Raw genomic sequence first — 14977 nt, 5'->3', positions numbered from 1 at the left:
TGCTCTCCAGCTTTTTTGCTTGGGGAAATCTCTAAAACCTTGCTGTTATTGGCTTTTTCGAAAAATATGGTATAATAGTAGTAATTTAATAGATGGAGTTGAGTTTTGAAGAAAAGCTTTCGTGTAAAAAGAGAGAAAGATTTTAAGGCTATTTTCACGGATGGAACAAGTTTTGCCAATCGCAAATTTGTTGTTTACCAATTGGAAAATCAGAAAAGTCATTTTCGAGTAGGGCTGTCCGTCAGTAAGAAATTAGGGAATGCAGTCACTAGAAATCAAATTAAAAGACGGATTCGACACATTTTGCTAAGCGTAAGGGAGCACTTAGCTGATAACGTTGATTTTGTCGTAATTGCTCGAAAAGGGGTTGAAGGCTTGGATTATGCAGAAATGGAGAAAAACCTACTCCACGTATTAAAGTTATCAAAGATTTATCGGGAAGGAATTAGGAGTGAAAAAGAAACTACAGTTGACTAGTTTGCTGGGCTTGTCCTTATTTGTCATGACAGCCTGTGGGACAAGCGATGTTGCAGCAGATTCTACAGATATATGGAGTAAATTTGTCTATTTTTTTGCTGAAATCATCCGCTTTTTGTCCTTTGACGTTAGTATCGGAGTGGGGATTATCCTCTTTACGATCCTGATTCGTACGATTCTATTGCCAGTCTTTCAGACTCAGATGGTGGCCTCTAGAAAAATGCAAGAGGCTCAACCACGTATCAAGGCCCTGCAAGAACAATATCCAGGTCGTGATATGGAAAGTAGAACCAAGCTGGATCAGGAGATGAGGAAGGTCTATAAAGAATTAGGGGTCAAACACTCTTCTTCTCTCTGGCCGATTTTGATTCAAATGCCGGTTCTCTTGGCTCTCTTTCAAGCCTTGACTCGAGTAGACTTTTTGAAAACAGGGCACTTTTTGTGGGTGAATCTTGGGGGAGTGGACACAAGCTTTATCCTTCCGATTTTGGCAGCAGTCTTTACCTTTTTAAGTAGTTGGTTATCGAATAAGGCTTTACCTGAAAGAAGTGGAGCTATGACAGGGATGATGTACGGGATGCCTGTACTGATCTTTATCTTTGCCATCTCTTCACCTAGTGGCGTGGCCTTGTACTGGGCAGTATACAATGCTTATCAAGTTTTGCAAACTTACTTCTTAAATAATCCTTTTAAGATTATTGCAGCGCGTGAGGCGGAAGTACAAGCTAAAAAAGATTTGGAAAATAGAAAAAGAAAAGCCAAGAAAAAGGCTCAGAAAACGAAATAATAAGGAGGAATCTGATAATGGTATTATTTACAGGTTCAACTGTTGAAGAAGCAATCCAGAAAGGATTGAAAGAGTTAGGTATTCCGAGAATGAAGACTCACATCAAGGTCGTGTCCAAAGAGAAGAAAGGTTTTTTAGGCTTATTTGGGAAAAAACCAGCTCAGGTTGATATTGAGGCGATTAGTGAGACGACTGTGATTAAGGCCAATCAACAAGCCGTAAAAGGTGTTCCGAAAGAAATCAATGAACAAAACGAACCTGTTAAGACAGTAACAGAGGCGACAGTTGATCTCGGGCATGTTGTTGAGGCGATTAAAAAAATAGAAGAGGAAGGTCAGGGTGTTTCTGATGAAATCAAGGCTGAAATCTTGAAAAATGAGAAACATGCTAGCACGATCTTAGAAGAAACAGGTCACATCGCGATTTTAAATGAATTGCAGACAGGAGATGCTGGAGCGGAAGACCCAGCAGAGTGTGAAGAATTTGTATCTATGTCAGAATCGGTAGAAAGCCAGTCTTTGGAAGATCTAGGCTTGAAGGTGGAACCGAGTTATGACATCGAACAAGTAGCAGCTCAAGTAGCTAACTATGTTCAAACCATTGTGGACGATATGGATGTTGAAGGTACAATTTCAAGCGACTACAATCGTCGCACGATTAATCTTCAAATCGATACCAATGAGCCTGGTCGCATTATCGGCTATCACGGGAAAGTATTGAAGGCCCTTCAACTTTTGGCGCAAAACTACCTCTACAATCGCTATTCAAGAACTTTCTATATCACAATCAACGTCAATGATTACGTTGAACACCGTGCAGAAGTCTTGCAAACCTACGCTCAAAAATTGGCGACTCGCGTTTTAGAAGAAGGACGTAGCCAACAAACAGATCCAATGTCAAATAGCGAACGCAAGATTATCCATCGCATTATTTCACGCATGGATGGCGTGACGAGTTATTCTGAGGGTGATGAGCCAAATCGCTATGTTGTCGTAGATACGGAATAAACAAAATCAGGCTTGTCCTGATTTTTTGTTAGAAAAGGGAGAAGAAACAGATGATGGAAGCAATCAAGAACTATCTATCTTATGCAGGTATCCAATATCGTCATCCAGATAAGGCTGGAGATGAGCGAGAGAAGATGTTGGCGTTGCGCCACAAAGGTCAAGAGGCTCGGAAGTCTTTTACAGAACTGGCTAAAACTTTTCAAGCTAATCATCCAGAATGGAAACTGCAACAGACCAGTCAGTGGATGAACCAAGCGCAGCGCTTACGACCACATTTCTGGGTTTATTTGCAGAGAGAGGGAAAGGTATCAGAACCTATGATAGCTCTGCGCTTATATGGGACCCCTTCTGATTTTGGCGTTTCACTAGAAGTTAGTTTCATCGAACGTAAGAAAGACGAACAGACTTTAGACAAGCAAGCCAAAATTTTAGAGCTTCCAGTGGTTGAAAGAATTTATTATCTAGTCTACTCAAATGGAGAAAGTCATAAGATAGAGGCCACAGAAGAAAATCGTCGTATCTTACGAGAGAAAGTGCAAAATCAGGAAATCCGTAAAGTTTTGGTCAAGTCAGATATTTCCTTCATTGAAAATCAGTCAGTAGAAGCGATATTGGAGGAGCTAGAAAGTGCTTATACTCGCTTGCTCCCGTACTATGAAGTGACGAGGGAATAGACAAATCAAATGTGTTAGATGAACGCAAATTGTTTTATTGCTATTCTATGCATTTTTTCATATAATAGTAAAATAGAATGTGTGATTCATTAATCACCTCAAAGAGAAAGGAAATTCTATGTCAAATCTATCTGTTAATGCAATTCGTTTTCTAGGTATTGACGCCATCAACAAAGCCAACTCAGGTCACCCAGGGGTGGTTATGGGGGCTGCTCCTATGGCCTATAGCCTCTTCACAAAACAACTTCGTATCAATCCAGCTCAACCAAACTGGATCAATCGCGACCGTTTTATTCTTTCAGCAGGTCACGGCTCTATGCTTCTTTATGCCCTTCTTCACCTTTCCGGTTTTGAAGATGTCAGCATGGATGAAGTCAAGAACTTCCGCCAATGGGGTTCAAAAACACCAGGTCACCCAGAATTTGGACATACAGCAGGGGTTGACGCTACAACTGGTCCTCTAGGTCAAGGGATTTCTACTGCTACTGGTTTTGCCCAAGCAGAACGTTTCCTTGCAGCGAAGTATAACCGCGAAGGTTTCAATATCTTTGACCACTATACTTATGTTATCTGTGGAGACGGAGATTTGATGGAAGGTGTCTCAAGTGAGGCGGCTTCATATGCAGGCTTGCAAAAACTTGACAAGTTGGTTATTCTGTATGATTCAAATGACATTAACTTGGATGGTGAGACAAACGATTCCTTTACAGAAAGTGTTCGTGATCGTTACAATGCATACGGTTGGCATACTGCCTTGGTTGAAGATGGAACAGACTTGGAAGCTATCTATGCGGCTATTGAAGCAGCCAAAGCTTCAGGAAAACCATCTTTGATTGAAGTGAAGACTGTGATTGGATACGGTTCTCCAAACAAACAAGGAACTAATGCGGTACACGGTGCTCCTCTTGGAGCAGATGAAACTGCGGCTACTCGCCAAGCTCTTGGTTGGGACTATGAACCATTTGAAATCCCAGCTGAAGTTTATGCTGATTTCAAGGAAAATGTTGCAGATCGTGGTGCATCAGCATATGAAGCATGGACAAAACTAGTCGCTGATTATAAAGAAGCGCATCCAGAGCTTGCTGCAGAAGTAGAAGCAATCATCGACGGCCGTGATCCAGTTGAGGTGACTCCAGCAGACTTCCCAGATTTAGAAAATGGATTTTCTCAAGCCACTCGTAATTCAAGTCAAGATGCTTTGAACGTTGTCGCTGCCAAGTTGCCAACTTTCCTAGGTGGATCAGCTGACCTCGCTCACTCAAACATGACTTACATCAAAACGGATGGACTTCAAGATGATGCTAATCGCTTGAACCGCAATATTCAGTTTGGTGTTCGTGAATTTGCAATGGGAACGATCTTGAACGGGATGGCCCTTCATGGTGGACTTCGTGTATACGGTGGGACCTTCTTCGTCTTTTCTGACTATGTGAAGGCGGCTGTCCGCTTGTCAGCCTTGCAAGGACTTCCTGTGACTTATGTCTTTACCCACGATTCTATTGCTGTTGGTGAAGATGGTCCAACTCACGAACCAGTTGAACACTTAGCAGGTCTTCGTGCTATGCCAAATCTAAATGTTTTCCGTCCAGCAGATGCCCGTGAAACTCAAGCAGCTTGGTACCTTGCAGTGACAAGTGAGAAAACACCAACTGCCCTTGTCTTGACACGTCAAAACTTGACTGTTGAAGAAGGGACAGACTTTGACAAAGTGGCAAAAGGTGCCTATGTTGCCTATGAAAATGCGGCGGACTTTGATACTATCTTGATTGCGACAGGTTCAGAGGTGAACCTAGCTGTCGCAGCTGCTAAAGAATTGGCTAGCCAAGGCGCAAAAGTCCGTGTAGTCAGCATGCCATCTACAGATGTCTTTGACGCACAAGATGCAGCTTACAAGGAAGAAATCCTTCCAAATGCAGTTCGCCGTCGTGTTGCAGTCGAAATGGGGGCAACTCAAAACTGGTACAAATATGTTGGTCTTGATGGTGCAGTTCTCGGTATTGATACCTTTGGAGCATCTGCCCCAGCACCAAAAGTATTGGCAGAGTACGGATTTACAGTTGAAAATCTAGTCAAAGTCGTTCAAAACTTGAAATAATTGCAGAAATCAGAGTGAAAGCTCTGATTTTTTTATCAGCATAAAAACAAGGCACAACCTTGTAAAAGTAGCTGAAATTTGATATAGTAGTCCTATGTAAAATACAAAGGAGAAAACAATGAATCCAAATATTACTTTCTTAATCATGCTTGTAGGGATGATGGCCTTGATGTTCTTTATGCAACGTTCTCAAAAGAAACAAGCCCAAAAGCGTATGGAAAGCTTGAACAAGCTTCAAAAAGGCTATGAAGTGATTACAATCGGTGGCCTTTACGGAACAGTTGATGAAGTAGATACTGAGAAGAAAACAATCGTGCTGGATGTAGATGGCGTTTATTTGACTTTCGAATTGACTGCAATCAAGACAGTGTTGCCACTCAAAGAAGCTGTGACACCAGAAGGAGCAGTTATCGACGAAAGCGGAGCAATCGAAGAATAAAACGGGACCTGTCACTCCCGTTTTTCTATGAAGTGAGAGGAAAAGGGATGAAAAAAATAGTATTTGTTTGCTTAGGAAATATCTGTCGTAGCCCCATGGCAGAATTTGTGATGAAGTCCATGACGAGTGATTACCAGATTGAGAGTCGGGCAACGTCATCGTGGGAACATGGCAATCCGATTCATAGGGGAACGCAAGGGATTTTCCAGCAGTATCAGATTCCTTATGACAAAGACAAAACATCGCTTCAGATTGGCAGAGAAGACTTTGAGTCGTTTGATTACATTATCGGCATGGATGCTTCAAACGTTTCAGATCTGCGTCAAATGTGTCCTCAGGAACTACAGCACAAAATCTACTCTTTTGCATCTGAAAGTGTTCCAGATCCATGGTACACAGGAGATTTTGAGGAAACCTATGCTCGCATCACAAGTGGATGCCAAAGCTGGCTAGATCGTTTAGAAAATGAGAGTGACAATGGAAAAGCTTAAAGAAATCTTCGAAAAATATCGAGTTTATCTAACTCGCCCACGTATAGAGATTGCAACTGTCCTTCTAATCGTTATCTGTGCCGTCTCAGCTTTTCTACTAAACACACCAAAAAAGGGTGTCCTGACACTTGATGGTGGCGCTCTTGTTTATGATGGCACCTTGGTACGAGGGAAAATGAATGGTCAAGGAACCCTGACCTTTGAAAATGGAGACCAATATACAGGTGACTTCAATAATGGAGCCTTTAATGGAAAAGGGACTTTCCAATCAAAAGATGGCTGGAAATACGAAGGTGATTTTGTAAATGGTCAGGCTGAAGGTCAAGGGAAGTTGACTACAGAGCAAGAAGTTGTTTATGAAGGAACCTTTAAACAAGGCGTTTTTCAGCAAAAACAGTAGTCTCCAGATTAGGGGACTATTCTCAAAAGTCAGAAAGAAAGCGCTTTCTATTTCTGGATCCAAGAGATGGCTCTCAGTCAGAAAAAACTTTGTGAAATAAAAAAATATTTTTCATAATTTCACAATCATCCAGACAAAACTCTATTGCGCAGGTGTATTGAGAAAAAGTTCACAATCTCATAAAATTTCTTTGTGAAATGCTTATGAAACTGTTTACAAAGAACAAAAAAAGAGTTATAATAAACTTGTGAAAAAATTAACAAAGGATAAAATCCTTGAAGGCTATGGAGGACAATATGGCTGATAAAAAAACGTTAACACCTGAGGAAAAACAACTCGCTGCTGAAAAGCATGTCGACGGGTTAGTGAAAAAAGCCTTGGTTGCGCTTGATGAAATGCGCAAGTTGAATCAAGAGCAAGTTGACTACATCGTAGCGAAAGCTTCAGTTGCAGCTCTTGATGCGCACGGAATTCTTGCTCAACATGCAGTTGAAGAAACTGGTCGTGGTGTATTTGAAGATAAGGCTACAAAAAACCTTTTTGCCTGTGAGCACGTTGTGAATAATATGCGTGGTGTTAAAACTGTCGGTGTTATTGAAGATGACCCTGTTACTGGCTTGACTAAAATTGCAGAGCCTGTCGGTGTAGTGTGTGGTGTCACTCCAACAACGAACCCAACATCAACAGCTATTTTCAAATCATTGATTGCTTTGAAAACACGTAATCCAATCGTTTTCGCCTTCCATCCATCAGCTCAAGAATCTTCTGCTCACGCAGCACAAATCGTTCGTGATGCAGCTATCGCGGCTGGAGCACCTGAAAACTGTGTTCAATGGATTACAGAACCATCTATGGAAGCAACTGGAGCGCTTATGAACCACGAAGGTGTTGCAACTATCCTTGCGACTGGTGGTAATGCCATGGTTAAGGCGGCCTACTCATGTGGAAAACCAGCTCTTGGGGTAGGTGCCGGAAACGTTCCTGCTTATGTAGAAAAATCTGCTGACCTCCGTCAAGCTGCTCATGATATCGTCATGTCTAAATCATTTGACAATGGTATGGTCTGTGCATCAGAGCAAGCGGTTATCATTGATAAAGAAGTATATGATGAATTTGTAGAAGAATTCAAATCATACCACACTTACTTTGTAAACAAGAAAGAAAAAGCCCTTCTTGAAGAATTCTGTTTCGGCGTGAAAGCAAACAGCAAAAACTGTGCAGGCGCTAAACTAAATGCAAACATCGTTGGTAAACCAGCTGCATGGATTGCAGAACAAGCAGGATTCAGCGTTCCAGAAGGAACAAACATCTTGGCTGCAGAATGTGCAGAAGTAGGACCAAAAGAACCATTGACTCGTGAAAAATTGTCACCAGTTATCGCTGTCCTAAAAGCTGAAGATACAGAAGACGGTCTTACAAAAGCACGTCAAATGGTTGAGTTTAACGGACTTGGTCACTCAGCGGCCATCCATACAAAAGACGAAGCTCTTGCTAAACGCTTTGGTACAGAAATCAAAGCTATGCGTATTATCTGGAACTCTCCATCTACTTTCGGTGGTATCGGTGACGTATACAATGCCTTCATTCCATCATTGACACTTGGATGTGGTTCATACGGACGCAACTCAGTTGGTGATAACGTGAGCGCTATTAACCTTCTAAACATCAAGAAAGTAGGGAAACGTAGAAATAATATGCAATGGTTTAAAGTTCCTTCAAAAATTTACTTCGAACGCAATTCTATCCAATACCTTCAAACTTGTGAAGATATTGAACGCGTTATGATCGTTACAGACAAATCTATCGAAAAACTTGGTTTTGTTCAACGTGTTATTGATCAATTGAACGCACGTAACAACCGTGTAACGATCCAAGTATTCTCAGATGTTGAACCAGATCCAGACATCACAACTGTAGAACGTGGTGCTGAAGTGATGAAAGCATTTGAACCAGATACAATTATCGCTCTTGGTGGTGGTTCTCCAATGGACGCAGCCAAAGTAATGTGGCTCTTCTACGAACAACCAGAAATCGACTTCCGTGACTTGGTTCAAAAATTCATGGACATCCGTAAACGTGCCTTCCGCTTCCCATCACTTGGTAAGAAAGCGAAGTACATCGGTATCCCAACAACTTCTGGTACAGGTTCAGAAGTAACACCATTTGCCGTTATCTCTGATAAGAAAAACAACCGTAAATACCCATTGGCTGACTACTCATTGACACCAACTATTGCCATTGTTGACCCTGCTTTGGTTGAATCCGTTCCAGACTTCATCGCTGCTGATACAGGTATGGATGTCTTGACTCACGCGACTGAAGCCTACACTTCAAACTTCGCTAACGACTACACAGACGGTATTGCGCTTCAAACTATCAAGCTTGTCTTTGAATGGTTGGAAAAATCTGTTAAGACAGCTGACCCAGAAGCTCGCGAAAAAATGCATAATGCATCTACAATGGCTGGTATGGCCTTCGCCAATGCCTTCCTTGGTATGAGCCACTCAATGGCCCACAAGATCGGTGGAGTTCACCATACTGTTCACGGACGTACAAATGCAATCTTGCTTCCATACGTTATCCGTTACAACGGAACTCGTCCATCTAAGACGACTACGTGGCCTAAGTACAACTACTGGAAAGCTGATGAAAAATTCCAAGACATCGCGAAAATGCTTGGATTGCCTCACTCAACTCCAGAAGAAGCAGTTGAAGCTTATGCCAAAGCAGTTTACGATCTTGGTGAAGCAGTTGGAATCACAATGAACTTCAAAGGCTTTGGAATCGATGAAAAAGTTTGGAAAGATAGCTTGCATGAAATCGCCTTGCTTGCTTATGAAGATCAATGTTCACCTGCAAACCCACGCTTGCCAATGGTAGCCGACATGGAAGAAATTATGGCAGATGCTTACTATGGCTATGCAGAACGTCCAGGACGTCGTAAATAATCGTTTATCAGCCTAGAGGCAGGAGTAATCCTGTCTCTTTTCATAGTCCTATTTCTGAAGTTAGAGTTGAACTATGAGAAGAGAAGATTATGCGGATAGGATAGAAGGTCCTAGAAATAAAAGCTTGGGTGAATGAAGGGGATTGAAAAGTAGAAAAGCAAGAGAGAAAAACAACGCCCGTACTTGCAATTCTACTTAAATAGTTATATAATAATAATGTTGAAAGGTGATTTGTAGTGATTCAAGTTACTCTTTTCACAATAAAATTTTCAGGATTTTCATAAGGAGGAAATCACTAATGGTAGTTAAAGTTGGTATTAACGGTTTCGGACGTATCGGTCGTCTTGCTTTCCGCCGTATCCAAAACGTAGAAGGTGTTGAAGTTACTCGCATCAACGACCTTACAGATCCAGTTATGCTTGCACACTTGTTGAAATACGACACAACTCAAGGTCGTTTCGACGGTACTGTAGAAGTTAAAGAAGGTGGATTTGAAGTTAACGGTAAATTCATCCGTGTTTCTGCTGAACGTGATCCAGAACAAATCGACTGGGCTACTGACGGTGTAGAAATCGTTCTTGAAGCAACTGGTTTCTTTGCTAAGAAAGCAGCGGCTGAAAAACACTTGCACGCTGGCGGAGCTAAAAAAGTTGTTATCACTGCTCCTGGTGGAAACGACGTTAAAACAGTTGTATTCAACACTAACCACGACGTTCTTGACGGTACTGAAACAGTTATCTCAGGTGCTTCATGTACTACAAACTGCTTGGCTCCAATGGCTAAAGCTCTTCAAGACAACTTCGGTGTTGTAGAAGGATTGATGACTACTATCCACGCTTACACTGGTGACCAAATGATCCTTGACGGACCACACCGTGGTGGTGACCTTCGTCGTGCTCGCGCTGGTGCTGCAAACATCGTTCCTAACTCAACTGGTGCTGCTAAAGCTATCGGTCTTGTAATCCCAGAATTGAACGGTAAACTTGACGGATCTGCACAACGCGTTCCAACTCCAACTGGATCAGTTACTGAATTGGTAGCAGTTCTTGAAAAGAACGTTACTGTTGATGAAGTAAACGCGGCTATGAAAGCAGCTTCAAACGAATCATACGGTTACACAGAAGATCCAATCGTATCTTCAGATATCGTAGGTATGTCTTACGGTTCATTGTTTGACGCAACTCAAACTAAAGTTCTTGACGTTGACGGTAAACAATTGGTTAAAGTTGTATCATGGTACGACAACGAAATGTCATACACTGCACAACTTGTACGTACTCTTGAATACTTCGCAAAAATCGCTAAATAATTCTTGAGTCGATAAAAGCAAGGCCACGTGGTCTTGCTTTTTCTATATATAAAAATGGATGATAGTGTCATCCATTTTGTTTTAATTCTGTTTCAAAAGTATCCGAGAGGGCAGTGAAACTCAATTTTTCTAAGGTGAGTGGATGGGTAAAGGATAGTCGGAAGGCATGGAGCATCAGCCGGCTTGCTTTTGATCTAGAGTTATAGAGAGGATCGCCTAGGATAGGATGCTTGTGATGAGAGAGGTGAACACGAATCTGATGCGTTCGACCGGTCTTTAGTTTGCAACGAACCAGAGAAGTCTTGTTTGGAAATTGCTTTAATCGACTGATATGCGTTTCAGCCTGTTGCCCATTTTTAGAATCTACTACTCGTTTTCTGCGATCGTGTCGATCACGACCAATTTTATCTCGGAAGATAAGTTCTTTGCTCCCTACTTGCCCCTCTACGAATGCCCAGTATTCACGAGCGATTTCCTTTTTCTCCAATAAACGATTGAGGATAGGTAAGATAAAAGGATTTTTAGCAAAAAGTACTAAACCGCTTGTTTCCATATCCAGGCGATGAACGACATAGCAGGTTTGGCCAACGTAGGCAGAGACATGGTTGAGAAGGGCGATTTCATCAGGTTGATTTCCGTGGGTTTTCATACCCTCAGGTTTGTTGACGATAATGAGATGTTGGTCTTGATAAACTTCCTCAACGAGGTCTGGATTGCCCCAAAGGATTTCCTTTTGGGGATAATCTTCCTCGTCAAAAGTCAACTGGCAAACGTCACCTGGTTTGACCATCTCGTTCCAGTGAACTTGTTTTTGATTGATTAAGATATTCTTCTTGGTTCTTAGAAAATGGCGAATCTTTCTAGGAATGAGGAGTTGTTCCTCTAGGAATTGTTTGACCGTCATTTGAGGCAAGGATTTGGGTAATGTAAATGTGAATTGCATACAGATATTGTAACAAAAAAAGCCCTATTTGGATAGGGAGTAGCTAAATTCTTGAGTTCCTATGGTGAAGATGATAAAATAAACGCATGAAATTAGATAAATTATTTGAAAAGTTTCTTTCTCTCTTTAAAAAAGAAACGAATGAATCGACGGAGTCGGACTCTACTAGTATGCGTCGTTCACGGAGCGATAGAAAAAAATTGTCCCAAGTAGGCCCAATTCGGAAATTTTGGCGTCGTTATCATCTGACAAAAATCGTCATCATTTTAGGGTTAAGTGCAGGTTTGCTAGTTGGGACCTACCTATTTGCAATAGCCAAGTCGACCAATGTCAATGACTTGCAAAATGCCTTGAAAACGCGAACTCTGATTTTTGACCGCGAAGAAAAAGAGGCAGGCGCCCTTTCCGGTCAAAAGGGGACTTATGTTGAGCTGACAGATATCAGTAAAGACTTGCAGAATGCGGTCGTTGCGACAGAGGACCGTTCCTTCTATAAAAATGATGGGATTAACTACGGTCGTTTCTTTCTAGCCATCCTTACAGCAGGTCGTTCTGGAGGGGGATCCACCATCACTCAACAGTTGGCAAAAAATGCTTATCTTTCCCAGGACCAGACCGTTGAACGGAAGGCCAAGGAGTTTTTCCTTGCCTTAGAGTTGACAAAAAAATACAGCAAGGAGCAAATACTTACGATGTACCTCAATAACGCCTACTTTGGAAATGGAGTATGGGGTGTTGAAGATGCAAGTAAGAAATATTTCGGTGTATCCGCTTCGCAACTAACACTTAATCAGGCGGCGACTCTAGCTGGAATGCTCAAGGGGCCAGAGTTGTATAATCCGTTGAATTCCATTGAAGATTCGACCAACCGCAGGGATACGGTGCTACAAAATATGGTTGCGGCAGGCTATATTGATAAAAATCAGGAGACCGAAGCGGCTGGGGTAGATATGGCTTCTCAACTGCAAGATAAGTATGAGGGTAAAATTTCTGATTATCGTTACCCATCTTATTTTGACGCAGTAGTCAACGAAGCAGTATCCAAGTACAATCTAACAGAAGAAGAGATTGTCAACAACGGCTATCGAATCTACACAGAGCTTGACCAAAACTATCAAGCAAACATGCAGGTTATTTACGAAAACACTTCGCTATTTCCAACGGCAGAAGACGGAACTCATGCCGAATCAGGTAGTGTCGCTCTAGAACCCAAGACTGGTGGAGTGCGTGGAGTTGTTGGTCGTGTAGCTGGTGATGACAAACCAGGCTTTCGTAATTTCAACTATGCTACTCAGTCTAAGCGTAGCCCGGGTTCAACTATCAAACCTTTAGTGGTTTATACTCCAGCTGTGGAAGCCGGATGGGCTCTGAACAAGCAACTGGACAACCACACTATGCAGTATGACAGTTATCAAGTAGACAACTATGCGGGTATTAAGACATCTCCAGAAGTACCTATGTATCAGGCCTTGGCGGAATCACTCAACCTACCAGCAGTTGCGACTGTAAATGAATTAGGTATTGACAAAGCTTTTGACGCTGGGGAGAGATTTGGTCTCGACATGGAAAAAGTTGATCGAGTTCTAGGAGTTGCTCTCGGTGGAGGTGTGGAGACGAATCCTCTCCAGATGGCGCAAGCCTATGCAGCATTTGCTAATGAAGGTCTGATGTCTGAAGCGCATTTTATCACTCGTATTGAAAATGCCAGTGGTCAGGTCATCAAGAGTCATAAAAACTCCCAAAAACGAGTGATTGATAAGTCGGTAGCCGATAAAATGACCAGCATGATGCTAGGGACATTTACCAATGGTACAGGAATTAGTTCATCGCCAACAGATTATGTTATGGCTGGAAAGACAGGTACTACTGAGGCTGCTTTTAATTCAGTATATACTAGTGACCAGTGGGTGATTGGCTATACTCCAGATGTGGTAATTACCCACTGGCTCGGCTTCCCGACGACGGATGAGAACCATTATCTAGCAGGTTCGACCTCGAATGGAGCAGCCCATGTCTTTAGAAGTATGGCTAATACCATTTTGCCATACACTCCAGGTAGCACTTTTACAGTTGAGAATGCTTATAAACAAAATGGGATTGAACCAGAAAATACGAAAAAGCAAGTTGTTGAAAATGAGACAAACCAGTCCGAGGATCCGCTAGGAGATATTCGTAGTCGTGCTCAAAATCTTGTAGACGAAGCGGGACGTGCGATTTCGGATGCAAAGATAAAAGAAAAAGCCCAGACAATCTGGGACTCTTTCGTCAATCTCTTTCGTTAAGAGGCTTGTCAAAGCCTAGGTTTCTTGTTATAATAGATAAGATGGAGGCGTTATGGCACTAAAAAAAGCAAGCCTAGCTTGTGCAGTTTGTGGTTCAAGGAATTACTCAATCAAAATTAGTGGGAACCCCAAGCCAACACGACTAGAAGTAAATAAATTTTGTAAACATTGTGGAAAATATACGACACATAGAGAGACGAGATAGGAGAGAACGATGGGTTTTATTAAGGATATTTTTAAACTTCTTAAAGAAACAACTTGGCCAACTCGCAAAGAAAGCTGGAGAGATTTTCGCTCTATTATGGAATACACAGCCTTCTTTGTGGTCATCATTTACATTTTTGACCAGTTGATTGTTTCAGGTTTGATTCGATTTATTAACATTTTTTAGAAGAAAAGCGGAAGACTTCTGCTGGCTTTCTTCTATTATGTATGAAAGGAAATATCATGGATAGTTTTGACAAGGGATGGTTTGTTCTACAAACTTATTCTGGCTATGAAAATAAGGTAAAAGAAAATCTATTGCAACGTGCGCAAACATATAACATGTTGGATAATATTCTACGTGTTGAGATTCCAACACAAACCGTGCAAGTTGAGAAAAATGGAAAGAAAAAGGAAATTGAAGAGAACCGCTTTCCAGGTTATGTCCTTGTAGAAATGGTCATGACCGATGAAGCATGGTTCGTCGTTCGAAACACACCTAACGTAACAGGATTCGTCGGCTCACACGGTAACAGATCAAAACCAACTCCGCTTTTGGAACAAGAAATCCGTGATATTCTGGTTTCAATGGGACAAACTGTTCAAGAGTTCGATATTGATGTTGAAGTTGGCCAGACAGTCCGCATCATTGATGGTGCTTTTGCAGACTACACAGGTAAAATTACTGAAATTGATAACAACAAAGTGAAGATGATTATCTCTATGTTTGGTAATGATACGATTGCAGAAGTGAATCTCAACCAAATTGCAGAATTATAACCCCAGAGAGACCTTGTCTCTCTTTTTATGTGCCGTTGAGAGAGGAAGAAGTACAGAAGAGGAGAAGTAGATCAAAGGCTTGATGCATTTTGTTAAACTAAATGCAGAAAGGAGAGGTCTATGAATCTGAAAGAACTATAC

15 protein-coding genes are annotated in these 14977 nt (G+C 41.7%); 14 read left to right on the top strand and 1 reads right to left on the bottom strand.

Annotation, left to right across the window (positions count from 1 at the left end; genetic code table 11):
* The first annotated feature begins 105 nt into the window (after positions 1–105).
* The 10 genes from rnpA (at position 106) to gap (ending at position 10627) form a co-directional block, all read left to right on the top strand.
* Positions 106–477, top strand: a complete 372-nt coding sequence (gene rnpA, locus B7705_RS00470; protein WP_000748123.1) for a ribonuclease P protein component — start codon at positions 106–108, stop codon at positions 475–477.
* Positions 452–1264, top strand: coding sequence for a YidC/Oxa1 family membrane protein insertase (locus B7705_RS00465; RefSeq protein ID WP_162284853.1), 813 nt, complete (start codon positions 452–454; stop codon positions 1262–1264). The genes rnpA and B7705_RS00465 overlap by 26 nt, the downstream gene beginning before the upstream one ends.
* Before the next feature lie 17 nt (positions 1265–1281).
* Positions 1282–2271, top strand: coding sequence for an RNA-binding cell elongation regulator Jag/EloR (jag, locus tag B7705_RS00460; protein WP_084946791.1), 990 nt, complete (start codon positions 1282–1284; stop codon positions 2269–2271).
* Between the two features lie 50 nt (positions 2272–2321).
* A complete protein-coding gene (locus B7705_RS00455) occupies positions 2322–2945 on the top strand; it encodes a ribonuclease P (protein WP_084946788.1) in 624 nt (207 codons plus the stop codon).
* Between the two features lie 118 nt (positions 2946–3063).
* On the top strand, positions 3064–5040 hold the full coding sequence (tkt, locus tag B7705_RS00450; RefSeq protein ID WP_084946785.1) for a transketolase: 1977 nt from the start codon (positions 3064–3066) through the stop codon (positions 5038–5040).
* Positions 5041–5158: 118 nt separating this feature from the next.
* Positions 5159–5479, top strand: coding sequence for a preprotein translocase subunit YajC (gene yajC / locus B7705_RS00445; protein WP_084946782.1), 321 nt, complete (start codon positions 5159–5161; stop codon positions 5477–5479).
* Between the two features lie 47 nt (positions 5480–5526).
* Positions 5527–5970 (top strand): low molecular weight protein-tyrosine-phosphatase, encoded by a 444-nt coding sequence (locus B7705_RS00440; protein ID WP_084946779.1) that lies wholly within the window; start codon positions 5527–5529, stop codon positions 5968–5970.
* Entirely contained in the window at positions 5957–6370 is a 414-nt protein-coding gene (locus B7705_RS00435) for an MORN repeat-containing protein (protein ID WP_084946776.1), read from the top strand. The genes B7705_RS00440 and B7705_RS00435 overlap by 14 nt, the downstream gene beginning before the upstream one ends.
* 296 nt (positions 6371–6666) lie before the next feature.
* The gene (gene adhE, locus B7705_RS00430) at positions 6667–9318 is read left to right on the top strand and encodes a bifunctional acetaldehyde-CoA/alcohol dehydrogenase (RefSeq protein WP_084946773.1); all 2652 of its coding nucleotides are present in this window, start codon (positions 6667–6669) and stop codon (positions 9316–9318) included.
* A gap of 298 nt (positions 9319–9616) precedes the next feature.
* Entirely contained in the window at positions 9617–10627 is a 1011-nt protein-coding gene (gene gap, locus B7705_RS00425) for a type I glyceraldehyde-3-phosphate dehydrogenase (protein WP_084946770.1), read from the top strand.
* A gap of 67 nt (positions 10628–10694) precedes the next feature.
* Here the strand turns inward: gap and B7705_RS00420 are convergent, their stop codons facing one another.
* The gene (locus B7705_RS00420) at positions 10695–11570 is read right to left on the bottom strand and encodes an RluA family pseudouridine synthase (RefSeq protein WP_084946767.1); all 876 of its coding nucleotides are present in this window, start codon (positions 11568–11570) and stop codon (positions 10695–10697) included.
* 86 nt (positions 11571–11656) lie between these two features.
* Between B7705_RS00420 and pbp2a the strand changes: the two genes are divergently transcribed.
* Genes pbp2a through nusG form a run of 4 tightly spaced genes read left to right on the top strand, consistent with a single transcriptional unit; the run spans position 11657 to position 14836 of the window.
* Entirely contained in the window at positions 11657–13852 is a 2196-nt protein-coding gene (pbp2a, locus tag B7705_RS00415) for a penicillin-binding protein PBP2A (protein ID WP_084946764.1), read from the top strand.
* A gap of 52 nt (positions 13853–13904) precedes the next feature.
* Positions 13905–14057 (top strand): 50S ribosomal protein L33, encoded by a 153-nt coding sequence (gene rpmG / locus B7705_RS00410; protein WP_001809375.1) that lies wholly within the window; start codon positions 13905–13907, stop codon positions 14055–14057.
* Between the two features lie 9 nt (positions 14058–14066).
* Positions 14067–14243, top strand: coding sequence for a preprotein translocase subunit SecE (gene secE / locus B7705_RS00405; RefSeq protein WP_000505776.1), 177 nt, complete (start codon positions 14067–14069; stop codon positions 14241–14243).
* 56 nt (positions 14244–14299) lie between these two features.
* Complete coding sequence (gene nusG / locus B7705_RS00400) at positions 14300–14836, top strand: transcription termination/antitermination protein NusG (RefSeq protein ID WP_000376728.1); 537 nt, start codon at positions 14300–14302, stop codon at positions 14834–14836.
* Positions 14837–14977 lie beyond the last annotated feature (141 nt).

Origin of the sequence: Streptococcus oralis subsp. dentisani, from assembly GCF_002096685.1 — a bacterium.
Taxonomy (GTDB): Bacteria; Bacillota; Bacilli; order Lactobacillales; family Streptococcaceae; genus Streptococcus; species Streptococcus oralis_AD.
The sequence above is the reverse complement of the archived record's forward strand: the minus strand, read 5'-3'. Positions and strand labels throughout refer to the sequence as shown.